Source organism: Pseudomonas sp. GZD-222, from assembly GCF_049310525.1.
Taxonomy (GTDB): Bacteria; Pseudomonadota; Gammaproteobacteria; order Pseudomonadales; family Pseudomonadaceae; genus Aquipseudomonas.
The window spans coordinates 1-22,074 of record NZ_JBMOWO010000121.1; the positions used below are offsets into that span (position 1 = coordinate 1).

Here is a 22,074-nt window from a genome sequence, read left to right on the forward strand (position 1 = left end):
GCCATCGCGGGGCAAGCCCCGCTCCCACCAGATTTTGAGTTCACCCGGTGGGAGCGGGCTTGCCCCGCGATGCGGTCAAAGCCAGATTGCATCCCAATGCGGATAATCCCCAAGCTTGGTTACCAGCCTAGCCCTCAGCGGATTGGCCACCACATAGCGCGCCACCACCCGCACCTTTTCTTCCCGCCGCAAAGCATGATCATGATACCCCGGCTGCCACAGCGTGCCCTGCAGCATACCTAACTTGTACAGAGCACATCGGCTGCGGGATTTGAAGCGGCGCATCAAGCAGGCCAGTGAGCCATGCTGCAGCTCGATCAGCCAGTGCACATGATCCGGCATCACCACCCAGGCCAACGTACGTGCAGCGCCTTCAACTTGCGCTTGGTGGAACTGTGCCGGGATACAGCGAGCGGCCTGGAAACTCTCGAAAACTGGTTGTCGATTTCGAGTGATGCTGGTCAGCAGGTAATAGCGACCGGGCTCGGAAAACCGGCCGCGGCGCAAACGGTGGGAGGCGGGACTGTCCATGTCGTGGCTCCTTGAAAGGTGAATTTTCAAGGTAGCTGCCGAGCGGTGCAGGCACCGGACCGAACTGGGTCTCAATATTGCCAATGCCAACTGGGAGCAACCCCTGGTGGGAGCGGGCTTGCCCCGCGATAGCGGTTTGTCAGTCACATCGCATCGCGGGGCAAGCCCGCTCCCACCGGGGAGGGTGAAGTTAGTTCCATATGTTTCCAGGCTGGTCAATTGTGGTCCTAGGAAATACCCTACGCAGTCTGTCGATCCAGGTCTGATTGCCCTCGGAAACCTGTCCTTTTAGGCTCCGTAGGTCGCTGTCGGTTCAGCGATCGGGTGTGGAAACCCGGTAGTCATTCAGGATCTGCCGTTATGGCGGCTGTGCGCGGGAGGCCTTTGGCCTGCCGGGTTTCCTGTATGCCCCGGTTTTCCACCCCGCGTACAGCTGCCACCTTACGTGTGGAAACGGACGGGGCGGCTCCTATGCATGCAGGAGTTTCCATGGAAAAGATCGTCCCGGATCCACCCACCTCGCTTTACTCCACCCTCGATAAACCCTTCGGCGATTGCCCTGCCGGTCACCCACAACTCTTCTCCGTCAATGCCGGCATTGCTCCACATGACGCGCTGGTGCATATCTCGCTGTATCTGCGTTGCGCCTACGACACGGCGAATCAATCTTTCGATGGTATCGATGAGTCGGCCAAGGGCTTTCTCTGGTCCACCCTGCATTCGGTGGAGATGGCCAAGGGGCTGGTAGAGGCCTTGCTTGATGCCTTGGAGAATCGGGAGTTGAGCCCACTCTGACCGCATCGCGGGACAAGCCCGCTCCCACCAGATTTTGAGTTCACCCGGTGGGAGTGGGCTTGCCCCGCGATGAGCATGGAACATTCTCCCTTCAGTGCAGTCCAACCCTCGTTTCCCCCGCCTTTACGGCTGACGAGGTCTATTCATGAAACGTTTCGCACTGGTCACCCTGATGACCCTGGCAGCCAGCCCGGTGTTTGCCTTCAACCTCAGCGATGCGGCCAACGCCGTTTCCGCCATGCAGGGCAACAAGGACGGCGCTGCAGTCCAGGCGCCAGCCGCCTCGGCGAACCTGCTCAACACCCTCGGCAGCGAGCTGAAAATCACCCCGGAACAAGCCATCGGCGGCACCGGAGCCTTGCTTGGTCTTGCCCGTAACCAACTCAGCAGCACCGACTACGAACAACTGAGCAAAGCCGTGCCAGGCCTGGATATGCTCTCCGGCGAAAACGCCCTGGGCGGTTTGAGCGGGTTGGGCGATTTGCTCGGCAAGAGCGGTAAGGCGTCAGCCCTGAGCAATGCCCTGGGCGACAACGTCAAAGACACCAATGACCTGAACAATGCTTTCAGTGCCTTGGGCATGGACACCGGCATGATCGGCCAGTTTGCCCCGCTGATCTTGCAGTATCTCGGTCAGCAGGGCGTTGCCGGTTCGCTGTTGCAGAACCTCGGCGGCCTGTGGGGCGCGCCGGCTGCCGTACCTTCGGTGTAACGACGCTCAGGCCGGTTCGGAGAAGTTGACCGCGCGCACCGGACGGCGGAAGCCGCCGGTGAGCACCATCAGGTAGGCCAGACCCAGGCCGAACCAGCTCAGGCCAATGGTCAAGGTCAAGGTCGACAGGCTGGTCCACAGCCACAGGGTCAGGCTCATGCCCACCAGCGGGATCAGGCCGTAACGCAGCACTCCAGCAATGTTGCGGTTAGCGGTCTCGCTGATCAGGTGGGTACGGATCACGGCCAGGTTCACTGCCGAGAAGGCGACCAAGGCACCAAAGCTGATCAGCGATGCCAAGGTGGCGAGGTCGATCACCAGCGCCAGCAGGGAAAACCCCGAGACCACCAGGGTCGCAATGACCGGTGTGCCGAAGCGTGGCGAGAGGCTGGCGAACCAGCGCTGCGGCAATACCTTGTCGCGGCCCATGGTGTAGAGAATCCGCGATACCGCCGCTTGCGAGGCCAGGGCCGAACCCAGGCTGCCGGCGACGAAGGCTGCGGTGAAGAAGTTGGCCAGGAACTGGCCGCCAGCCTTGAACATGACTTCGTTGGCCGCCGCGTCGGTATTGGCGAAGTGGCTGCCTGGCAGGACCAGTTGGCTGATGTAGGCCAGCAAGGTGAACAGCAAGCCAGCACCGAGGGTGGTGAGGATGATTGCCCGCGGCACGTTACGCTCTGGGTCCCTGGTTTCCTCTGCGAGGGTCGACACGGCATCAAAGCCCAGGAATGACAGGCACAACACCGCCGCTCCCGCCATCAAATGAGCAAAGCCCGGCTGGCTGCCATCGCCAAGCAGAGGCGAAAGCACATCGACCGGCTCCCCGCCGCCCAAGGTCTTGAGCGACAGCGCGACGAATACGCCGATGAAGATGATCTGCGCGCCGACAATCAGGTTGCTGGCCTTGGCTACTGAATTGATGCCAACCACGTTGAGCACGGTGACCAGGGCGATTGACGCCAGAACCAGGGTCCACACCGGAATGCTCGGAAAGGCGATGTTCAGGAACAGGCCGATGAGCAGGTAGTTGATCATCGGCAAGAACAGGTAATCGAGCAACAGCGACCAACCGGCAAGAAAGCCGACGCTCGGCCCGAATGCCAGGTTGGTGTAGGAGTAGGCAGAGCCCGCTACCGGAAAGCGTCGGACCATGAAGCTATAGGACGCGGCGGTGAACAACATGGCCATCAGGGTCACCAGGTAGGCGCCCGCAGTGCGCCCACCGGTGATCTCGGTGACGATGCCGTAGGTGGTGAAAATGGTCAGCGGGACCATGTAAACCAGGCCGAAGAACACCAGGGCGGGGAGGCCGAGGACGCGGCGCAGTTGGGCGGAATCTGCCTGGGCAGCATTACTGGATGGAGTGGCCATTGATCGATCCTGGCTTTTTTGTAGTTGTTAGTTGATCGATTTTTATCCAGTTAAAGCGCCAATAGCAAAGAAGATTCCCTAATCTTGATTATTAACACAGATTTTAATCGGCTATCGCGGGCTTGCCCGCGATCAGATTAGCTCCGCCCGCAAAGCTTCAATCCGCTGGTCTTTGTCGTGCCACAACGTGTTGACCCAATTCTGCACCGCCTGGCGCACAACCGGATCGCTCTCGTAGTCGCCGCTCCACAGCGCCGGGTCCAGCTCGTGCACCTGAATGTCGATGATCACTTTCGGCACTGCACCACTGAGCAGGTCCCAGAAGCCCGGTGCCTTGTCGCCGGGGTAGACGATGGTGACATCAAGCAAGGCATCGAGCTGGTCGCCCAGTGCTGCCAGCACAAACGCGACACCACCGGCCTTGGGTTTGAGCAGGTGTTTGAACGGTGATTGTTGGGCCGCACGTTTGGCTTTGGTGAAGCGCGTACCTTCAAGGTAATTGACCACGGTAACCGGCTGGCGCTTGAACAGCTCGCAGGCCGCCTTGGTGATTTCCAGGTCCTGGCCCTTGAGCTGCGGATGTTTCTCCAGAAACGCCTTGCTGTAACGCTTCATGAACGGGTAGTCCAGCGCCCACCAGGCCAGGCCCAGCAGTGGCACCCAGATCAGCTCTTTTTTCAGGAAGAATTTGAAGAACGGAATACGCCGGTTCAGGGCCTGGATCAGCGCCGGGATATCGACCCAGCTCTGGTGGTTGCTGACAGCCAGGTAGGAGGTGTCCAGGCGCAGGTCATCCGCGCCGCGCACCTCCCACACCGTGGGGATGCACAGACGGAAAATCAGTTTGTCGATTTCAGACCAGGTTTCGGCGATCCACATCACCGCCCATGAGGCATAGTCACGGTAGCGGCCGGGCAGGACCAGTTTGAGCAGGGCAAAGACCAGCAAGGGGCCGATCAGGACCAGGGTGTTGAGCAGCAACAGCAAGGTCACAAGAATGCCCGTCAGTAAGCGGCGCATAAGAAAGCTCTTATATTCAAGTAAGCGGCCGGCAATGATAAGCAGCCTATCGGCATACGCCAAATGCTCAGGTCAGCTTGCTTGAGGCAAATGTTTCACATTGTGTTGAATAAGCTATTGGCGCGAACCTATCCTGCTTGCGCAGTCTAAACACTGTCTTATCTCAAGGAAGCGGATCCCTGTGAAATCTGTACTTGCACTGTTGTCGCTACTGGCCCTTCCGGTGATGGCTGCCGAGCCGACCCTGTATGGCCGTTACGAATACATCACGCTGCCGGAGTTTGGCGGTGAAACCCTCAAAGCCAAGATGGACACCGGTGCCCTGACCGCGTCGCTATCGGCCAAAGACATCGAGCTTTTTACTCGCGATGGTGAAGACTGGGTGCGTTTCCGCCTGGCGACCAAGGACTCCAGCGGCAAGGTCTATGAACACAAGCTGGCGCGCATCAGCAAGATCAAGAACCGCGCCGATGAAGACGAAGATGGTGAGGGTGCGGAGATCAGCAAGCGCCCGGTGGTCGACCTGGAACTGTGCCTGGGCGACGTCAAGCGCACTGTCGAAGTCAACCTGACTGACCGCAGCAGCTTCAACTATCCGCTGCTGATTGGTGCAAAGGCCTTGCGTGAGTTCAAGGCTGCAGTGAACCCGGCACGACGTTTCACGGCCGGCAAGCCTGAATGCTGAGACGCTGAGTAGCAGGAGCGGATTCACCGGTCCGGTGTCTCGGTGAATCCGCACACAGGGTTGTGTGAATCAGGTTCCGACGATCCCGCCATCTTCCCGGCTGATCGCGATTACCGATGAGCGCGGCTTGCCATTGGGCAAGTGCTCGGGAAAGGTCGACCCGCCCGTTTCACCCGGATGCTGAATCCCCACGAACAAGGTGCGCTGATCGGGCGCAAAAGCGATACCGGTTACCTCGCAAGCCACCGGCCCGACCATGAAACGCCGTATCTCGCCGCTGACCGGGTCGGCGCAGAGCATCTGGTTATTGCCCATGCCAGCGAAATCACCGCTGTTGCTGTAGTCACCATCAGTGAGGATCCACAACCGGCCATCAGGGTCGAAGCCCAGGCCATCCGGGCTGTTGAACATGTTCTGTGGGGTGATATTGCTGGAGCCGCCCTTGGCATCGTTGGGGTGCACAGCAGGATTGCCGGCGACCACGAACAGGTCCCAATCGAAGCTCATGGCGCCGTGGTCATCACCCGTTTCCTGCCAGCGCAGGATCTGCCCATAGAGATTCTTTTCACGAGGGTTAGGCCCACCTGCGGGTTGGCCTTCTTCGCCGCGTTTGACGTTGTTGGTCAGGGTGCAATAGACCTGACCGTCCTTGGGGCTGACCACGATCCACTCCGGGCGGTCCATGCGGGTTGCCTTGAGCTGGCTGGCGGCCAGGCGTGCATGGATCAGTACCTGGGCCTGGCTGGCAAAGCCGTTGGCGGCTATCAAGCCGTTCTTGCCGTGGGTCATCTCCAACCACTGGCCTTTGCCTCGCGGATGGTCGGCGTTCTGGTCGCCATCGTCGAAGCGCGCCACATACAGGGTGCCGTGATCGAGCAAGCTACGGTTGGCGCTTGGCGTCTTGTGATCGATGCGGTCGCGGCTGATGAACTTGTAGATGAACTCGCCACGCTCATCGTCGCCCATGTAGACCACTGCGCGGCCATCGCGGGTCTCGCCCAGAGCGGCGTTCTCGTGCTTGAAACGGCCCAGGGCGGTGCGTTTGACAGGGGTCGAGTCCGGATCGAACGGGTCGATCTCGACAACCCAGCCGTGGCGGTTCAATTCGTTGGGGTTCTTCGCCAGGTCGAAACGCGGATCGTGTGGGTGCCAGCCGATTTCCTTGCTGGTGATCGTGGCCCCATAGCGCTTTTGGCCCGCGTCGAAGGTGTGGGCCGGATCGCTGCTGCCGAAGCAGTCGGTAAAGTTTTCTTCGCAGGTCAGGTAGGTGCCCCAGGGCGTCTTGCCGTTGGCGCAGTTCTGGAACGTGCCGAGCACCTTGCGACCGCTGTTGTCTGCCGTGGTCTTCATCCAGGCATCGCCCGCCGCCGGGCCGCTGACGCGGATCGGGGAGTTACCGTGGATGCGCCGGTTGTAGGGCGAGTCCTGGACGAACTGCCATTGGCCGTTGCTGCGTTTGACCTCGATCACCGACACGCCTTCGGCAGCCTGGGCCTTGTGCACTTCTTCGGCGGAGGTCGGTTGGCCGCCGTGGGGGTACAGATAGCGGTAGTTGGTGTATTCGTTGTTGATGGCCATCAACGCCCGATTGTCATCGTCGGGGAAGGGGAACAGGCTCATGCCGTCGTTGTTGTCACCGAACTGCAGCTCCTGAGCCTTGGCAGTGCCTTGGCCGGAGACGTCGAAGGCAGGGGCGCCGGCGTGCAGCGGCTGGCCCCAACTGATCAGTACCGAAGACTTGTAACCGGGCGGGAGGCTGATGCTGTCGGTGGTGGCACTGGGGATGCTGGCAAAGCCGAGCAGGGCGCTGTTGGCCGCGCTGACGCTGGCGGCCATTACGCTTCGGCTGAGCAGATTGCCACTCAGAAACAGGGCGGCGCCGCACAGGGCACCTGCTCCGATGAAACGGCGGCGACTCAGGCTGACCAGTTGCTCAAGGTCGGTGGACTGGTGTTCTTCTAGTAGGTTCATGACAGGCTTCCTGCGGGTTTGGCAGTCACCTTAGTCAGGGCTTATGACGGTTTTGTGTCTGTTCTACAAAGGTGTTCCGATAAGGACGTAGGACGGCTGAAACTGCACGCGCAGGTTGCTTCCTGCGACCACGGCATGGGTGTTGAGCCAGGCGGGTTCGGCGAAGGTGCACAGGGTTTGCCCGTTGCTCAGCGTCAGGCGCACCTCGGTCGGACCGAGGGGCTCGTCGAGCAACTCCTCGACCTTGGCCTGCAGGCAGTTGTAGCCCTCCTGCGGACGGTCCTGGGGCGAGAGCAGGGTCAACCAGCCCGCCTTGATCAAAGCCACCACGGTAGTTCCCGGGGTCAACTCCAGGCGTTGGGTGCTATCGCGGGTGATCAACGCGTCTATGTTCAGGTCGCCAGCCAGGGCCAGGTTGATCCGGTCGTAATGTCCTTCTGCCTGAATAGTGCTGACCCGGCCGTGCAACTGGTTGCGGGCGCTGGTGCGCAGCATCAGGCGACCGAGCAGGTCGAGGTCACTGGCGTCTTCGGTGGCTTCCAGAATTTGTGCTTGCAAGGCCTGCAGACGTTGGTAGAGGCGTAGTACACGCTGGCCTTCTTGCGACAGCTTGGCGCCACCGCCGCCCCGGCCACCGACACTGCGCTCCACCAGCGGGCTGGCGGCCAGGTTGTTGAGTTCGTCGATGGCATCCCAGGCGGCCTTGTAACTCATGCCGGCACTCTTTGCCGCACGAGTGATCGAGCCTTGTTCGGCAATATGCTGCAGCAAGGCAATGCGCTGGGGGCGGCGGACGATGTGTTGGGTAAGCAGGGCAGGCAAGGACATGTGCGGGCACGGACTGAGGACGGTATCAGCCACGAAAGTGCCCGCACCCTGGCGGCAAGTCAAGCGCTGCCGGGCTTGGCGGTGCGTGCCAGGCAGTAGACATCGACCCGCCGAGCGCCGGCCTTGAGCAGCAGGCTGGCCAGGGCTTGGGCGGTGGCGCCGGTGGTCAGCACATCGTCGATCAGGGCCAGGTGCCGACCTTCCAGCCGCTCGGCGTTTTCCACGGTAAAAGCCTGGCGCAGATTGCGTTTGCGCTGCCGAGCGTTGAGTCCCTGCTGGGCCGGTGTATCGACCAGGCGTTTGAGTAGCCGTTCATCGCCGGCGATACCGGTGTGTGCGGCCAGCCAGCGAGCCAGCATCGCGGCCTGGTTATAGCCGCGCTGGCGCAGGCGGTGACGGCTCAGGGGTACCGGCAACAGCAGCGCCGGACGCGGCAGTCCCTCGCTGAAGCGATGCATCAGCCAGCGTCCCAGCAACTGTGCCAGCAGGTGTCCCAGTGGCCACTGGCTGTGGTACTTGAACCGGCTGATCAGCGCATCCAGTGGAAAGCCGTAGTGCCAGGGCGCCTCAACCCGATAGAAGGATGGTGCACGGCGGCGGCATTGGCCGCACGTCAAACCCTGCATCGGTAAAGGCAAGGCGCAGACCTGGCAGCCATCTTCAAGCCAGGGCAGTTCGGCTTCGCAGGCGACGCACAGCGGGTAGGGTTGTTCGGCGGTTTCATTGCACAGTAGACAGGTATGGTTGTTATTTGACCACTTGTAAACCATGCTTTTCAAATGCGGTTGACAGCGCATTGGGCTTCCTTAACTATGCGAGCTATCCGTGATGCGCTGGCGGGCAATCCTGTTCCGGCGCCAGACCAAGCCTAAACAAGGAACCGCCGATGAGCGCCAGCACAACTGCAACAACACGTCACGACTGGACCTTGGCCGAGGTCAAGGCGCTGTTCCAGCAACCGTTCAATGACTTGCTGTTCCAGGCGCAGACCGTGCACCGCGCGCACTTCGACGCCAACCGCGTTCAGGTATCGACCCTGCTGTCGATCAAGACCGGCGCCTGCCCGGAAGATTGCAAATATTGTCCACAGTCCGGTCACTACAACACCGGGCTGGAAAAGCAGAAGCTGATGGAAGTGCAGAAGGTCCTCGAAGAGGCCGCTCGCGCCAAGGCCATCGGTTCTACCCGGTTCTGCATGGGCGCAGCCTGGAAGCACCCGTCGGCCAAAGACATGCCTTACGTGCTGCAGATGGTCAAAGGGGTCAAGGCCATGGGCCTGGAAACCTGCATGACCCTAGGCAAGCTCGACCAGGAGCAGAGTCAGGCGTTGGCCGAGGCCGGGCTGGATTACTACAACCACAACCTCGACACCTCGCCGGAGTTCTACGGCAGCATCATCACCACCCGTACCTACAGTGAGCGTCTGCAGACGCTGTCTTACGTGCGTGATGCCGGGATGAAGATCTGCTCGGGCGGGATCCTCGGGATGGGCGAGTCACTCGATGACCGCGCCGGCCTGTTGATCCAGCTGGCCAACCTGCCGGAGCACCCGGAGTCGGTACCGATCAACATGCTGGTGAAAGTTGCTGGTACCCCGCTGGAAAATGCCGAAGAGGTCGACCCTTTCGACTTCATCCGCATGCTCGCCGTAGCGCGGATCCTGATGCCGAAATCCCATGTGCGCTTGTCGGCCGGCCGCGAGGCAATGAACGAGCAGATGCAGGCGCTGGCCTTTTTTGCCGGCGCCAACTCGATTTTCTACGGCGAGAAGCTGCTGACCACCGCCAACCCGCAAGCAGACAAAGACATGCAGCTGTTCGCCCGCCTGGGCATCCAGCCTGAAGCTCGTGAAGAGCATGCTGACGAAGTTCACCAGGCGGCCATTGAGCAAGCGCTGATCGAACAGAAGAGCAGCGAACTGTTCTACAACGCCGCCTCGGCCTGAGGCGGTCATGGCTTTTGACCTTCGCGCGCGGCTAGAGCAACGTCGCGCCGCTGACCTGTATCGGCAGCGCCCGTTGCTGCAAAGCCCGCAAGGCCCTGAAGTGGTGGTCGATGGCCAGCCGTTGCTGGCTTTTTGCAGCAACGATTACCTGGGCCTGGCCAATCATCCCGAGGTGATCGCCGCCTGGCGTGCCGGTGCCGAACGCTGGGGTGTAGGCGGCGGTGCTTCGCACCTGGTAATCGGCCACAGCACTCCGCATCACGAGGTGGAAGAAGCGCTGGCCGAACTCACTGGCCGACCGCGCGCGTTGCTGTTTACCACTGGCTACATGGCCAACCTTGGCGCCTTGACAGCGCTGGTGGGGCAGGGCGATACGGTGCTACAAGACCGCCTCAATCATGCCTCGCTGCTCGATGCCGGGCTGCTCAGTGGCGCGCGCTTCAATCGCTACCTGCACAACGATGCGACCAGCCTGGCGAGTCGCCTGGACAAGGCAGTAGGCAACACCCTGGTGGTCACCGACGGGGTGTTCAGCATGGATGGCGATATTGCCGACCTGCCGGCCCTGGCCGCCACCGCCAAGGCGCGCGATGCTTGGTTGATGGTCGATGATGCCCATGGTTTCGGTACCCTGGGGCGCAACGGCGGCGGTATCGTCGAGCATTTCGGCTTGAGCACCGAGCAGGTACCGGTACTGATCGGTACGCTGGGTAAGGCGTGCGGTACCGCCGGTGCTTTTGTCGCTGGCAGCGAGGAGCTGATCGAATGCCTGATCCAGTTCGCCCGCCCCTACATCTATACCACCAGCCAGCCACCGGCTTTGGCGTGTGCCACGCTGCGCAGCCTGCAATTGTTGCGCGGCGAACACTGGCGCCGTGAGCATCTGGCGGCACTGATCCAGCAGTTTCGTAGCGGCGCCGAGCAGATCGGTCTGCAGTTGATGGACAGCTTCACCCCGATTCAGCCGATCCTGATCGGCGACAGCGCACGGGCCTTGCGCCTTTCGCAGATGCTGCGCGAACGCGGCCTGCTGGTGACGGCGATCCGTCCACCGACAGTGCCAGCCGGTAGTGCGCGCCTGCGGGTAACCCTGAGCGCGGCGCACAGTGCAGCTCAAGTGCAGCTATTGTTGGAGGCATTGGCCGACTGTTATCCGCTGCTGGAGCCTGCTGATGCGTAACCGATTGGTTTTACTGCCGGGCTGGGGCCTGGGGCGTTCTGCGCTACAACCATTGGTGGCGACGTTGCGCGCCATCGACACTGGCTTACAGGTGGAAATCCAGGATCTGCCCAGCCTGGTGTCGAGTGATCCGCAGGAGTGGCTCGACACGCTCGACCGGCAGTTGCCACGCAATGCCTGGCTCGGCGGCTGGTCGCTGGGCGGCATGCTCGCCGCTAAATTGGCAGCTCGCCGTGGTGATGACTGCTGCGGATTGATCACCCTGGGCAGCAACCTCAGTTTTGTCAGCCGCCCGGACTGGCCGCACGGCATGGCTGTGGATACCTTCCAGACCTTTCTTGAAGGCTGCCGCTATCACACTCAGGTCACGCTCAAGCGCTTCATTTCGCTGTGCTCGCAGGGCGGGCAAGAACCCCGCAGCCTGGCGCGCTTGCTGAGCGCGAGCATGCCGGAACCTGCGCCTGAACAGTTGGTGGCTGGCCTGGAAGTACTCGGTCAGCTCGATACCCGTGCCGCGCTGCAGTCTTATGGCGGTCCGCAACTGCACCTGTTTGCCGGTTGCGATGCGTTGGTACCGGCCGAGGTTGCCGGATTATTGCTTGAGGAATTGCCGGACGTGGAAGTCGGGCTGCTGGAAGACAGTGCTCATGGTTTTGTGATGGAAACACCTCATGAGCTGGCGGCTGCCATAAAGGCCTTTGTACATGAGAGTGGCGATGACTGATCTTTCCCAACCGGTCCTGCCCGGTGCCTTGCCTGACAAGCGTCAGGTCGCTGCCTCGTTTTCGCGTGCAGCCGCCAGCTACGACAGCGTTGCCGAACTGCAGCGTGCGGTGGGCAGCGCGTTGCTTGAGCAACTGCCTGGCGGCTTTGAACCACAACGCTGGCTGGACCTGGGCAGCGGCACCGGCTATTTCAGCCGCGCCTTGTGCCACCGTTTCCCGCAGGCTTCAGGGGTTGCCGTGGATATTGCCGAAGGCATGCTCCAGCATGCCCGCGGGCAAGGCGGGGCGCACTACCATGTGGCCGGTGATGCCGAGCGATTGCCACTGCAAGACGCCAGTGTCGAGCTGATCTTTACCAGCCTGGCGGTGCAATGGTGTGGCGATTTTCGCGCCGTGCTCGATGAGGCCCGGCGTGTCTTGCAGCCCGGCGGTGTACTGGCCTTTGCCAGCCTCTGTGCCGGCACCTTGCATGAGTTGCGCGAGAGCTGGCAGGCGGTCGACGGCCTGGTGCATGTCAATCGCTTCCGCCGTCTTCAGGACTACCAACGCTTGTGTGCGGGGAGTGAGCTGCAGGTGCTGGGGCTGGAGGCTCGTCCGCATGTGTTGCATTACCCCGATGTTCGCAGTCTGACCCGCGAGCTCAAGGCCCTGGGCGCGCACAATATCAACCCGGGGCGTCCTGCCGGGCTGACTGGACGGGCTCGGATGCAGGGGCTTTTGCAGGCCTACGAACAGTTTCGCCAAGCACAAGGCCTGCCGGCGACCTATCAGGTGGTCTACGGTGTACTGCAAAAGCCGTTGATAGAAGGGGAGTGAGATGAGCCCAGCCTATTTCATCGCAGGCACCGATACCGATGTCGGCAAGACCACCGTGGCTGCCGGACTACTGCATGCAGCACGGCTGGCAGGCTTGAGCACCTTGGGCGCCAAACCGGTAGCGTCTGGATGCACTGCCAGTGCGAAAGGACTGCGCAATGACGATGCCCTGGCACTGATTGCCCAGAGTTCGATCAAACTGCCTTATGAGCAGGTCAACCCGTTCGCGTTCGAGCCTGCCATTGCTCCACACCTGGCAGCCCGTGAGGCCGGCGTGGTGCTGGGCGTACAGGGGCTGCTGACACCGATGCGGCAGATTCTGGAGCAGGGCGCCGACTTCACCCTGATTGAAGGCGCTGGTGGCTGGCGCGTACCGCTGTCTGACCAAGCCAACCTCTCGGACCTGGCCATCGCCTTGAAACTGCCGGTGATTCTGGTGGTAGGCGTGCGCCTGGGCTGTATCAACCATGCCTTGCTCAGCGCTGAAGCCATTGCCCGTGATGGACTGCAACTGGCCGGCTGGGTGGCGAACATTGTCGATCCACGTACCTCGCGCCTTGAAGAGAACCTGGCCAGCCTGGCCGAGCGTTTGCCTGCGCCGTGCCTGGGGCGGGTGCCCAAGCTCAAGCAGGTGAGCGCTGAAGCGGTGGCCGACCACTTGCAGCTGGACCTGCTGGACTAGCCTGAGTCTATTGCATGGCAACGTGCCATTAGTGAATTCAACGGGCCTTTTGCCAGCAGGTCTGCTTCAATAGAGGCTGTTCGCCTTCAGCGACATGGAGTTTCGACATGGAAATCTCAGGCAACTCAGCATTCTATGCCGGCCTTGGTGCAATCCAGGCCGGGCAGAACCGCGTCGATCAGGCCGCCAGCCAGATCGCCAACACCACCGTTGAACGCGCCGCCACCAGCCAGTCCAGTGACTATCAGGCCGAGCGTCTGCGCGCGGTTGATCGCAGCCAGCAAATGGACCTGGCCACCAACTCGGTGGAAATGGCCTTGGGCAAGCACCAGGTCGAATTAGGTGTCAAATTGGCCAAAGCATCCGACGAAATGCTCGGCACGCTGATCGACACCTACGCCTGACCCTCCCGCCGCGCGAGCTGCGCGCCTTCAACTAATCTTTGAGTATCAGCGCCTTGGCCTGGCCGGGAGGCGCTCGGCTGCGTGTGTGTGCGGCTTTTTCGCCGAGCAATCGCGCAGTCTTGCATGACCGAACTGCCCTCGGCTTGATGCTTGACAAGTTTTCGGCGTAAACGTATGTTTCAAACAACTGTTTGACCGAATGCCAACAACAAATGGTCGGTCGTGGTTTCTCTCTCCAGGATTCATCAGCAGAGGTTCATCGCTATGCCTGAATACAAAGCCCCCTTGCGTGATATTCGCTTCGTTCGTGACGAGCTGCTGGGTTACGAAGCGCATTATCAGAGCCTGCCGGCTTGCCAGGACGCCACTCCAGACATGGTTGATGCCATCCTTGAGGAAGGCGCCAAGTTTTGTGAACAGGTACTGGCCCCGCTGAACCGTGTCGGTGACCTGGAAGGCTGCACCTGGAGCGAATCGGGCGTTAAAACCCCGACCGGTTTCAAGGAAGCCTACAACCAGTTCGTCGAAGGCGGCTGGCCGAGCCTGGCCCATGACGTCGAGCATGGCGGTCAGGGTCTGCCCGAGTCGCTGGGTCTGGCGATCAGCGAAATGGTCGGCGAGTCGAACTGGTCGTGGGGCATGTACCCTGGCCTGTCGCACGGCGCGATGAACACCATCTCCGAGCACGGCACCGCCGAGCAGCAAGAGACCTACCTGACCAAGCTGGTGTCCGGCGAGTGGACCGGCACCATGTGCCTGACCGAACCTCACTGCGGTACCGACCTGGGCATGCTGCGCACCAAGGCCGAACCTCAGGCCGACGGTTCCTACAAAGTCACCGGCACCAAGATCTTCATCTCGGCCGGTGAACACGACATGGCCGGCAACATCGTCCATATCGTTCTGGCCCGCCTGCCCGATGCACCGGCTGGTACCAAAGGTATCTCGCTGTTCATCGTGCCGAAGTTCCTGCCGACCGCCGAAGGCACCGTCGGTGAGCGCAACGCCGTGTCCTGTGGCTCCATCGAGCATAAGATGGGCATCCACGGTAACGCCACCTGCGTAATGAACTTCGACGCGGCCACCGGCTACCTGATCGGCCCGGCCAACAAAGGCCTGAACTGCATGTTCACCTTCATGAACACTGCTCGCCTGGGTACCGCGCTGCAAGGCCTGGCCCACGCTGAAGTGGCGTTCCAGGGCGGCCTGAAATACGCTCGCGACCGCCTGCAAATGCGTTCGCTGACTGGCCCGAAAGCGCCGGACAAAGCCGCTGACCCGATCATCGTTCACCCTGATGTACGTCGCATGCTGCTGACCATGAAGGCCTTCGCCGAAGGCAACCGCGCCATGGTCTACTTCACCGCCAAGCAGGTCGACATCGTCAAGTACAGCCAGGACGAAGAAGAGAAGAAGAAAGCCGATGCACTGCTGGCTTTCATGACTCCGATCGCCAAAGCGTTCATGACCGAAGTCGGCTTCGAATCGGCCAACCACGGCGTGCAGATCTATGGCGGCCACGGCTTTATCGCCGAGTGGGGCATGGAGCAGAACGTTCGCGACAGCCGTATCTCCATGCTGTACGAAGGCACCACCGGTATTCAGGCGCTGGACCTGCTCGGCCGTAAAGTGCTGATGACCCAGGGCGAAGCGCTCAAGGGCTTCACCAAGATCGTGCACAAGTTCTGCCAGAACAACGAAGGCAACGAAGCGGTCAGCGAGTTCGTCGCACCGTTGGCCCAGCTGAACAAAGAGTGGGGCGAGCTGACCATGAAGGTCGGTATGGCAGCGATGAAAGATCGCGAAGAAGTCGGTGCTGCTTCGGTGGACTACCTGATGTACTCCGGTTACGCCTGCCTGGCTTACTTCTGGGCCGACATGGCACGCCTGGCCGCCGAGAAACTGGCTGCCGGTACCAGCGAAGAAGCCTTCTACACCGCCAAACTGCAGACCGCGCGCTTCTACTTCCAGCGCATTCTGCCGCGTACCCGCACGCACGTTGCAACCATGCTGTCGGGCGCCAACAACCTGATGGACATGAACGAAGAGCACTTCGGTCTCTCGTACTGAGTCACCCGCTGTAACAAAAACGCCTGCCCTTACCGGCAGGCGTTTTTTTTTGCCTGTGGGGCAATTACCCACAGTTTCCGACCAAGTGAATTCATTTATTCATGTGCGCTGCCGATAGGTTAAAGGCACAATGCCATTATTGATCTGCCGGGTCGGAGATTACCCTTGTTTCGTTTATCCGCTGTACGCCCGAGCCACTTCCTGCCGTCTGTCTGTCTGCTGGTGTCAGGGCTCGCCGCCGCTTATGTGAGAGACCTCAGCGTCTTCTTCACGTCGCTGTTCAATGTCCTGCCTACCTTGGTCCTGTTGCTGGGTGGCGCCTACTGCGCCGTGTATCGCCGCCAGCGTGAGCTGTTTCTGATGCTCACGGTGTACATCGCCTATTTCCTGCTCGACACCCAGACTGACTTCTACCGTGACAATGGTCGTGTTCGGGAAGATGCGGCGGTGGTGTTCCATTTGGTCTGTCTGTTGCTGCCGCTGATGTTTGCCCTCTACGGCGCCTGGCAGGAGCGCACGCATTTGTTCCAGGACATGGTCGCGCGTTTCGCCGTCTTGCTGGCTGTTGGCAGTGTCGCCCTGGGCCTGGAGCAAAGTTTTCCACAGGCGTTGTTGGGCTGGTTGGCAGAAATTCGCTGGCCATCACTGCATGGCCAGTGGATGAGCTTGATCCAGCTCGCTTACCCGGTGTTCTTCATTGCCTTCGTCCTGCTCGTGGTGCAGTACCTGCGTGAGCCCAGACCGCTGCATGCCGCACAGATCATCGGTCTGATCGGGATTTTCTGGATGCTGCCGCAGACGTTCATCCTGCCCTTCACCCTGAACATCATGTGCAGCCAGGTGATGTTGATGATCGCTGCGGCGGTTTCCCATGAGGCCTATCAGATGGCCTTTCGTGATGAGCTCACCGGCTTGCCGGGCCGCCGGGCGCTCAACGAGCGGATGCAGCGTCTAGGCCGCAACTATGTGCTGGCAATGACGGATGTCGATCACTTCAAGAAATTCAACGACACCCATGGCCACGATGTCGGCGACCAGGTACTGCGCCTGGTAGCCAGCAAGCTGTCCAAGGTGACCGGTGGCGGTCGGGCCTATCGCTATGGCGGTGAGGAATTCGCCCTGGTGTTCGCCGCCAAGAGCATTGAGGAGTGCATGCCGCATCTGGAAGCGGTGCGCGAGGTGATCGCCAACTACAACATCCAGTTGCGCAATCAGGACAACCGCCCTCAGGACGATCAGCAAGGACGTCAGCGCCGTGGGGCGTCGGCGGCGTCCAGTGTCTCGGTGACCATCAGTATCGGCGTGAGCGAACGCTTGGCTGACCATCGTTCACCCGACGAAGTGCTCAAATCGGCCGACCAGGCGCTCTACAACGCCAAGGGCGCGGGACGTAACTGCGTCATGGCCTACGGTCATCAAGCCAAGCGCGGTGCTGTGCGCACAGCGTGACTGAAGGTGACTATATGGTCGCGAGATGACCCTATGTCTCGCAAAAGTTGTTCGGTTACACTGGCTGCATAACAGTGAAGCGGTCCTGCGGGACCGCCCCCGACTCTAGTGTGAGAGGTTGCCATGGCTGACTATAAAGCGCCCCTGCGCGATATGCGCTTCGTCCTCAATGAAGTCTTCGAAGTTTCCAAGCTCTGGGCGCAATTGCCGGGGCTGGCCGAAGCGGTCGATGAAGAGACCGCCCTGGCGGTGCTGGAGGAGGCCGGCAAGGTCACTGGCAAGAGCATCGCGCCGCTGAGCCGCAGCGGTGACGAAGAAGGCTGCCATTGGGACAACGGTGCGGTGCGCACGCCGGCCGGTTTCATCGATGCCTACAAGACCTACGCAGAAGGTGGTTGGGTCGGCGTGGGTGGTGATCCGGCCTACGGCGGCATGGGCATGCCCAAGGTGATCTCGGCTCAGGTCGAGGAGATGGTCAACTCGTCGAGCCTGGCCTTCGGTCTGTACCCGATGCTGACCGCAGGTGCCTGCCTGTCGATCAACGCCCACGCCAGCGACGAGCTCAAGGAAACCTACCTGCCGAACATGTATGCCGGTATCTGGGCCGGTTCCATGTGCCTGACCGAGCCGCACGCCGGCACTGACCTGGGCATCATCCGCACCAAGGCCGAACCGCAAGCTGACGGCAGCTACAAAGTCAGTGGCACCAAGATCTTCATTACCGGCGGTGAGCACGACCTGACCGAAAACATCATCCACCTGGTGCTGGCCAAGCTGCCGGATGCGCCAGCCGGGCCGAAGGGAATTTCTCTGTTCCTGGTGCCCAAGTTCATGGTTAACGCCGATGGCAGCCTGGGCGCGCGTAACCCGGTCAACTGCGGCTCGATCGAACACAAGATGGGAATCCAGGCTTCGGCCACCTGTGTGATGAACTTCGACGAAGCCGTGGGTTACCTGGTCGGTGAGCCGAACAAGGGCCTGGCGGCAATGTTCACCATGATGAACTACGAGCGTCTGGGCGTGGGTATCCAGGGCCTGGCTACGGCCGAGCGTTCGTACCAGAATGCCATCGAGTACGCCCGTGACCGTCTGCAGAGCCGTTCACCAACCGGCCCGCAAGCCAAGGACAAGGTCGCTGACCCGATCATCGTTCACCCGGACGTGCGGCGTATGCTGCTGACCATGAAGGCGCTGAACGAGGGTGGTCGTGCTTTTTCTACCTACGTTGCCATGCAACTGGACACCGCCAAGTTCAGCGAAGACCCGATCACCCGCAAGCGTGCCGAGGACCTCGTCGCGCTGCTGACCCCGGTATCCAAAGCCTTCCTCACCGACCTCGGTCTGGAGTCGGCAGTACATGGCCAGCAAGTGTTCGGCGGCCATGGTTACATTCGCGAGTGGGGCCAGGAGCAACTGGTGCGTGATGTGCGCATCACCCAGATCTACGAAGGCACCAACGGCATTCAGGCCCTCGACCTGATGGGCCGCAAGGTGGTGGGTAGCGGCGGTGCGCTGTACAAGCTGTTTGCCGACGAGATTCGCCATTTCACCGCCAGTGCCGACAGTGAACTGGCTGAGTTCGTCAAACCGCTCAACGCCGCCCTGGACACTCTCGACGACCTGACCGCCTGGGTGCTGGACCGGGCCAAGAACAACCCGAACGAGATCGGTGCAGCATCGGTGGAATACCTGCAGGCATTCGGCTACACCGCCTATGCCTACATGTGGGCGTTGATGGCGCGCACCGCACTGGCCAAGCAGGGTGAAGATGATTTCTACGCCAGCAAGCTGGGTACCGCACGCTTCTATTTCGCCCGCCTGCTGCCGCGTATCCACTCGCTCAGCGCGTCGGTCAAAGCCGGTAGCGAGTCGCTGTACCTGCTGGACGCGGCACAGTTCTGACAACAGCACGTCGTGTAAGCAATCTCTTACACGACGTGGTGACTTTTCGCCTCTATCGAAAGATTGGATCCACAGTTAATCTTTCTCACATGGACGTAGCGCAGGAAGCGCAAAGTACAGAACACGGACACGAAGGATTCCTGCCAGGATGGTGGGGCGAAATGGATGTCAGGGAAACAGTCTGCAAAGCCCCGCCTCGGCGGGGTTTTCTTTTGCCTGAAGAAAAGTGGCGGGCCGCTATCAGCCCAGCACATCGAGCGGCGAGACCCCGATCTGCCGGGGGTCGGCTTCCTCTTCCAGCAGCGTGCGCAGTAACTCGACCGAGGCTTGCTGGCGCTGTGCATCGCGAAACACCAAGCCTATCTTCAGTGGCACCCGTGGCTCGCTCAACGGTTTCCAGAGCAGTTCCTGATCATCCCCGACTACTTCCTTGGCGCGCCCCGGCAGCACGGTGGCCAGCGAGGTGTGACCGAGACTGTCGAGAATCCCGCCCATGTTGTTCATCTCTGCCTGCACCTGTGGCCGACGGCCGAGGTTGGCCAGCTGCGTCTGCCAGATCTGCCGTACCTGGAACTCTTCGCCGAGCAGCAGCATGGGCAATTCGGCGGCCTGCTTGAGCGAGACCTTCTTGAATTCACGCAGCGGGTGAGTGTTGGGGATTACAAGTTGCAGTTCATCTTCGTACAACAACAAGCCATGCAGCCCTGGCTGGCGCGGTGGCAAATAGCTGATGCCGATGTCCAGGCTGCCATTGAGCAGGCGTCGTTCGATTTCCAGCCCCGACAGTTCATAGATTTGCACCACCAGGTGCGGTTGGGCCTTGCGCACGCGATCCAGCAGTTGCGGGACCAGGCTCGGGCGTACGGTTTGCAGTACGCCAATGGCCAAGGTGCGCAGTGACTGGCCCTTGAAGTTGCGCAATGCCTCGCGGGCCCGTTGCAGGCCGTCGAGCAGGGGCAGGGCGTGGTTGTACAAAGTGTGCGCGGCGAGGGTCGGCAGCAGGCGCTTGTTGCCCCGCTCGAACAGGCTGACATCGAGGCTGTGTTCGAGCTGGCGAATCTGTTGCGAGAGCGCTGGTTGCGACAACGACAGGCGCTCGGCGGCCCGGCCCACATGGCCTTCTTCGTAGACCGCGACGAAATAACGCAGTTGGCGAAAATCCATAAGCAATACTTATCAAAAAAGCTCGAAAAACCAAATGGCTGTTAGCCGGCGATGCGCCTAGTCTATCCCGTATTCACAAGGCTTGCAGGGCCATAAGGCGCGATGAACACTGTGTATCTTGATGTTGTTTACATAGGATTGGCAAAAGGGTTGAAAACATGAATCTGTTCAGTTTTCGCCGCCCCACGCCCGTAGTGGCCGAGCGCAAACCGCTACCTGTTGCCGCTGCCACCCAGGAAGCGCTGCCGCGCGATTGCCTGATGCCCGCCACTGAGCGTGCACCGCAGGTATTCGTGCGCGGTCAGGGCTCCTGGCTGTGGGACAGTGAAGGCCACGCCTATCTCGACTTCACGCAGGGTTGCGCGGTCAACAGCCTCGGTCATAGTCCCAGCGTGCTGGTCAAAGCCTTGAGTGGCCAGGCCCAGGCACTGATCAACCCGGGCGCCGGCTTTCATAACCGCGGTTTGCTGAAATTGGTCAATCTGCTCTGTCAGAGCACCGGCAGCGACCAGGCCTACCTGCTCAACAGCGGTGCCGAAGCCTGTGAAGGGGCGATCAAACTGGCGCGTAAGTGGGGCCAGCTGCATCGCAACGGCGCCTACCACATCATCACCGCCAGCCAGAGCTGTCATGGCCGTAGCCTGGGTGCGTTGTCGGCATCCGATCCGTCGCCGTGCAATCGCTGCGAGCCGGGCTTGCCGGGTTTCAGCAAGGTGCCGTTCAACGACCTCGAAGCGCTGCACGCTGCGGTCGATTCGCGCACCGTGGCGATCATGCTCGAACCTATCCAGGGCGAGGCCGGGGTGATTCCGGCAACGGCTGCCTACCTCAAGGGGGTCGAACGCCTGTGCCGTGAACTGGGCATCCTGCTGATTCTCGATGAAGTGCAGACCGGTGTCGGCCGCTGCGGCGCCTTGCTGGCCGAGCAGACTTACGCTGTGCGCGCCGACATCGTCACCCTGGGCAAGGGCCTGGGCGGTGGTGTACCGCTGGCGGCGTTGCTGGCCCGTGGCAGCGCCTGTTGCGCCGAAGCCGGTGAGCTGGAAGGCAGTCACCATGGCAACGCGTTGATGAGCGCCGCTGGCCTGGCCGTACTGGAGACGGTGCTGGAGCCGGGCTTTTTCGAACATGTCGAGGAGTCCGGGCGGCACCTGCGCGATGGCCTCAGTCGCCTGGCGGGTCGTTATGGCCAGCGCGAAGTCCGCGGCCAGGGCCTGCTGTGGGCCCTGCAGCTGAGCGAAGACAATGCCGCCGAGCTGGTCAAGGCAGCGCTGCAGGAAGGCTTGCTGCTCAACGCCCCGCAAGCCGACGTTCTGCGCTTGTCGCCAGCCTTGACGGTGAGCAAGGGCAACATCGACGAAATGCTCCTGCGCCTGGCCAGAGCCTTCGCCCGCGTGCACTCGGCGCAACAGCACCAGAGGCGTGAAGCCACGGCCTGAGCCGCCTTCGAACCAACGAATTTTCTGAACCGTCTCGCGTTCCTGCGCATCGCCCCGGGCCTGCAGTTTTTGGCTTGGGGCGTTTTTTTATCCGTGGTTTGCAGGTTGAACCCTGGCACAGCGCTACAGTCTGTTTTAGAACATCACTGAAGGGAGCTGCCCCATGGACTTCATCCGCATCATCATCGCCATTCTCCTGCCGCCGCTCGGCGTGTTCCTGCAGGTCGGCTTCGGCGGCGCCTTCTGGCTCAATATTCTGCTGACGTTGCTGGGCTACATTCCGGGCATCGTGCATGCGGTGTACATCATCGCCAAGCGGTGAGGCATCGCGGGGGAAGACCCCTCCCAAAAAAAAAAGACCAACCAAGGGGAGGGAGGTTTTCCC

General features: G+C 61.0%; 21 protein-coding genes. 14 read left to right on the forward strand and 7 right to left on the reverse strand.

Going from position 1 to position 22,074, the window contains the following annotated elements; translation table 11 throughout:
• Positions 1–75: 75 nt before the first annotated feature.
• Positions 76–531 carry an REP-associated tyrosine transposase gene (locus ACO6VD_RS23195; protein ID WP_422422325.1) on the reverse strand — a complete coding sequence of 152 codons (456 nt, stop codon included), beginning with the start codon at positions 529–531 and terminating at the stop codon, positions 76–78.
• A gap of 489 nt (positions 532–1,020) precedes the next feature.
• On the opposite strand from ACO6VD_RS23195, the gene ACO6VD_RS23200 reads away from it, so the two are divergent.
• Together ACO6VD_RS23200 and ACO6VD_RS23205 are read left to right on the forward strand one after the other, a co-directional pair.
• Positions 1,021–1,326 (forward strand): DUF3077 domain-containing protein, encoded by a 306-nt coding sequence (locus ACO6VD_RS23200; protein WP_422422326.1) that lies wholly within the window; start codon positions 1,021–1,023, stop codon positions 1,324–1,326.
• Between the two features lie 145 nt (positions 1,327–1,471).
• Positions 1,472–2,038: a DUF2780 domain-containing protein gene (locus tag ACO6VD_RS23205; protein ID WP_422422327.1), complete on the forward strand. Its 567-nt coding sequence runs from the start codon at positions 1,472–1,474 to the stop codon at positions 2,036–2,038.
• A gap of 6 nt (positions 2,039–2,044) precedes the next feature.
• On the opposite strand, the gene ACO6VD_RS23210 is transcribed toward ACO6VD_RS23205, so the two are convergent.
• On the reverse strand, positions 2,045–3,409 hold the full coding sequence (locus ACO6VD_RS23210; protein WP_422422328.1) for an APC family permease: 1,365 nt from the start codon (positions 3,407–3,409) through the stop codon (positions 2,045–2,047).
• Between the two features lie 132 nt (positions 3,410–3,541).
• Positions 3,542–4,429 carry an acyltransferase gene (locus tag ACO6VD_RS23215; RefSeq protein ID WP_422422329.1) on the reverse strand — a complete coding sequence of 296 codons (888 nt, stop codon included), beginning with the start codon at positions 4,427–4,429 and terminating at the stop codon, positions 3,542–3,544.
• A gap of 181 nt (positions 4,430–4,610) precedes the next feature.
• Here ACO6VD_RS23215 and ACO6VD_RS23220 point away from each other — a divergent pair, with 181 nt between their 5' ends.
• Complete coding sequence (locus tag ACO6VD_RS23220) at positions 4,611–5,114, forward strand: ATP-dependent zinc protease (RefSeq protein ID WP_400170248.1); 504 nt, start codon at positions 4,611–4,613, stop codon at positions 5,112–5,114.
• 69 nt (positions 5,115–5,183) lie between these two features.
• Here the strand turns inward: ACO6VD_RS23220 and ACO6VD_RS23225 are convergent, their stop codons facing one another.
• The 3 genes from ACO6VD_RS23225 to ACO6VD_RS23235 form a co-directional block, all read right to left on the reverse strand.
• Positions 5,184–7,085, reverse strand: coding sequence for a PhoX family protein (locus ACO6VD_RS23225; RefSeq protein WP_422422330.1), 1,902 nt, complete (start codon positions 7,083–7,085; stop codon positions 5,184–5,186).
• Positions 7,086–7,148: 63 nt separating this feature from the next.
• Positions 7,149–7,913 (reverse strand): TOBE domain-containing protein, encoded by a 765-nt coding sequence (locus tag ACO6VD_RS23230; RefSeq protein ID WP_422422342.1) that lies wholly within the window; start codon positions 7,911–7,913, stop codon positions 7,149–7,151.
• 59 nt (positions 7,914–7,972) lie between these two features.
• Positions 7,973–8,710: a ComF family protein gene (locus ACO6VD_RS23235; protein WP_422422331.1), complete on the reverse strand. Its 738-nt coding sequence runs from the start codon at positions 8,708–8,710 to the stop codon at positions 7,973–7,975.
• Positions 8,711–8,799: 89 nt separating this feature from the next.
• Here ACO6VD_RS23235 and bioB point away from each other — a divergent pair, with 89 nt between their 5' ends.
• The 9 genes from bioB (at position 8,800) to ACO6VD_RS23280 (ending at position 19,086) form a co-directional block, all read left to right on the forward strand.
• Positions 8,800–9,858 carry a biotin synthase BioB gene (bioB, locus tag ACO6VD_RS23240; protein ID WP_422422332.1) on the forward strand — a complete coding sequence of 353 codons (1,059 nt, stop codon included), beginning with the start codon at positions 8,800–8,802 and terminating at the stop codon, positions 9,856–9,858.
• Between the two features lie 7 nt (positions 9,859–9,865).
• Positions 9,866–11,038, forward strand: coding sequence for an 8-amino-7-oxononanoate synthase (gene bioF, locus ACO6VD_RS23245; RefSeq protein ID WP_422422333.1), 1,173 nt, complete (start codon positions 9,866–9,868; stop codon positions 11,036–11,038).
• On the forward strand, positions 11,031–11,762 hold the full coding sequence (locus tag ACO6VD_RS23250; RefSeq protein ID WP_422422334.1) for an alpha/beta fold hydrolase: 732 nt from the start codon (positions 11,031–11,033) through the stop codon (positions 11,760–11,762). Before bioF ends, ACO6VD_RS23250 begins: the two co-directional genes overlap by 8 nt.
• The gene (gene bioC, locus ACO6VD_RS23255) at positions 11,755–12,579 is read left to right on the forward strand and encodes a malonyl-ACP O-methyltransferase BioC (RefSeq protein ID WP_422422335.1); all 825 of its coding nucleotides are present in this window, start codon (positions 11,755–11,757) and stop codon (positions 12,577–12,579) included. Before ACO6VD_RS23250 ends, bioC begins: the two co-directional genes overlap by 8 nt.
• A 1-nt stretch (position 12,580) precedes the next feature.
• Positions 12,581–13,261 (forward strand): dethiobiotin synthase, encoded by a 681-nt coding sequence (gene bioD, locus ACO6VD_RS23260; RefSeq protein WP_422422336.1) that lies wholly within the window; start codon positions 12,581–12,583, stop codon positions 13,259–13,261.
• A gap of 107 nt (positions 13,262–13,368) precedes the next feature.
• Positions 13,369–13,665, forward strand: coding sequence for a pyrroloquinoline quinone biosynthesis protein PqqE (locus ACO6VD_RS23265; protein WP_400170256.1), 297 nt, complete (start codon positions 13,369–13,371; stop codon positions 13,663–13,665).
• 264 nt (positions 13,666–13,929) lie between these two features.
• Complete coding sequence (locus ACO6VD_RS23270; RefSeq protein WP_422422337.1) at positions 13,930–15,735, forward strand: phenylacyl-CoA dehydrogenase; 1,806 nt, start codon at positions 13,930–13,932, stop codon at positions 15,733–15,735.
• A gap of 165 nt (positions 15,736–15,900) precedes the next feature.
• Positions 15,901–17,184 carry a GGDEF domain-containing protein gene (locus ACO6VD_RS23275; RefSeq protein WP_422422338.1) on the forward strand — a complete coding sequence of 428 codons (1,284 nt, stop codon included), beginning with the start codon at positions 15,901–15,903 and terminating at the stop codon, positions 17,182–17,184.
• A gap of 123 nt (positions 17,185–17,307) precedes the next feature.
• The gene (locus tag ACO6VD_RS23280; RefSeq protein ID WP_422422339.1) at positions 17,308–19,086 is read left to right on the forward strand and encodes an acyl-CoA dehydrogenase C-terminal domain-containing protein; all 1,779 of its coding nucleotides are present in this window, start codon (positions 17,308–17,310) and stop codon (positions 19,084–19,086) included.
• 240 nt (positions 19,087–19,326) lie between these two features.
• Here the strand turns inward: ACO6VD_RS23280 and ACO6VD_RS23285 are convergent, their stop codons facing one another.
• Positions 19,327–20,250 (reverse strand): LysR family transcriptional regulator, encoded by a 924-nt coding sequence (locus tag ACO6VD_RS23285; protein WP_422422340.1) that lies wholly within the window; start codon positions 20,248–20,250, stop codon positions 19,327–19,329.
• A 158-nt stretch (positions 20,251–20,408) separates the two neighbouring features.
• Between ACO6VD_RS23285 and ACO6VD_RS23290 the strand changes: the two genes are divergently transcribed.
• Both ACO6VD_RS23290 and ACO6VD_RS23295 read left to right on the forward strand, forming a co-directional pair.
• The gene (locus ACO6VD_RS23290) at positions 20,409–21,689 is read left to right on the forward strand and encodes an aspartate aminotransferase family protein (protein WP_422422341.1); all 1,281 of its coding nucleotides are present in this window, start codon (positions 20,409–20,411) and stop codon (positions 21,687–21,689) included.
• A 163-nt stretch (positions 21,690–21,852) separates the two neighbouring features.
• Positions 21,853–22,011 carry a YqaE/Pmp3 family membrane protein gene (locus ACO6VD_RS23295; RefSeq protein ID WP_003177654.1) on the forward strand — a complete coding sequence of 53 codons (159 nt, stop codon included), beginning with the start codon at positions 21,853–21,855 and terminating at the stop codon, positions 22,009–22,011.
• Positions 22,012–22,074: the final 63 nt, after the last annotated feature.

Excerpts from the sequence above, each read along its gene's own strand:
- ACO6VD_RS23195 (WP_422422325.1), bottom strand. The coding sequence starts at position 531 with ATGGACAGTCCCGCCTCCCACCGTTTGCGCCGCGGCCGGTTTTCCGAG.
- ACO6VD_RS23200 (WP_422422326.1), top strand. The coding sequence starts at position 1,021 with ATGGAAAAGATCGTCCCGGATCCACCCACCTCGCTTTACTCCACCCTC.
- ACO6VD_RS23205 (WP_422422327.1), top strand. The coding sequence starts at position 1,472 with ATGAAACGTTTCGCACTGGTCACCCTGATGACCCTGGCAGCCAGCCCG.
- ACO6VD_RS23210 (WP_422422328.1), bottom strand. The coding sequence starts at position 3,409 with ATGGCCACTCCATCCAGTAATGCTGCCCAGGCAGATTCCGCCCAACTG.
- ACO6VD_RS23215 (WP_422422329.1), bottom strand. The coding sequence starts at position 4,429 with ATGCGCCGCTTACTGACGGGCATTCTTGTGACCTTGCTGTTGCTGCTC.
- ACO6VD_RS23225 (WP_422422330.1), bottom strand. The coding sequence starts at position 7,085 with ATGAACCTACTAGAAGAACACCAGTCCACCGACCTTGAGCAACTGGTC.
- ACO6VD_RS23230 (WP_422422342.1), bottom strand. The coding sequence starts at position 7,913 with ATGTCCTTGCCTGCCCTGCTTACCCAACACATCGTCCGCCGCCCCCAG.
- ACO6VD_RS23235 (WP_422422331.1), bottom strand. The coding sequence starts at position 8,710 with ATGCGCTGTCAACCGCATTTGAAAAGCATGGTTTACAAGTGGTCAAAT.
- bioB (WP_422422332.1), top strand. The coding sequence starts at position 8,800 with ATGAGCGCCAGCACAACTGCAACAACACGTCACGACTGGACCTTGGCC.
- bioF (WP_422422333.1), top strand. The coding sequence starts at position 9,866 with ATGGCTTTTGACCTTCGCGCGCGGCTAGAGCAACGTCGCGCCGCTGAC.
- ACO6VD_RS23250 (WP_422422334.1), top strand. The coding sequence starts at position 11,031 with ATGCGTAACCGATTGGTTTTACTGCCGGGCTGGGGCCTGGGGCGTTCT.
- bioC (WP_422422335.1), top strand. The coding sequence starts at position 11,755 with ATGACTGATCTTTCCCAACCGGTCCTGCCCGGTGCCTTGCCTGACAAG.
- bioD (WP_422422336.1), top strand. The coding sequence starts at position 12,581 with ATGAGCCCAGCCTATTTCATCGCAGGCACCGATACCGATGTCGGCAAG.
- ACO6VD_RS23265 (WP_400170256.1), top strand. The coding sequence starts at position 13,369 with ATGGAAATCTCAGGCAACTCAGCATTCTATGCCGGCCTTGGTGCAATC.
- ACO6VD_RS23270 (WP_422422337.1), top strand. The coding sequence starts at position 13,930 with ATGCCTGAATACAAAGCCCCCTTGCGTGATATTCGCTTCGTTCGTGAC.
- ACO6VD_RS23280 (WP_422422339.1), top strand. The coding sequence starts at position 17,308 with ATGGCTGACTATAAAGCGCCCCTGCGCGATATGCGCTTCGTCCTCAAT.
- ACO6VD_RS23285 (WP_422422340.1), bottom strand. The coding sequence starts at position 20,250 with ATGGATTTTCGCCAACTGCGTTATTTCGTCGCGGTCTACGAAGAAGGC.
- ACO6VD_RS23290 (WP_422422341.1), top strand. The coding sequence starts at position 20,409 with ATGAATCTGTTCAGTTTTCGCCGCCCCACGCCCGTAGTGGCCGAGCGC.
- ACO6VD_RS23295 (WP_003177654.1), top strand. The coding sequence starts at position 21,853 with ATGGACTTCATCCGCATCATCATCGCCATTCTCCTGCCGCCGCTCGGC.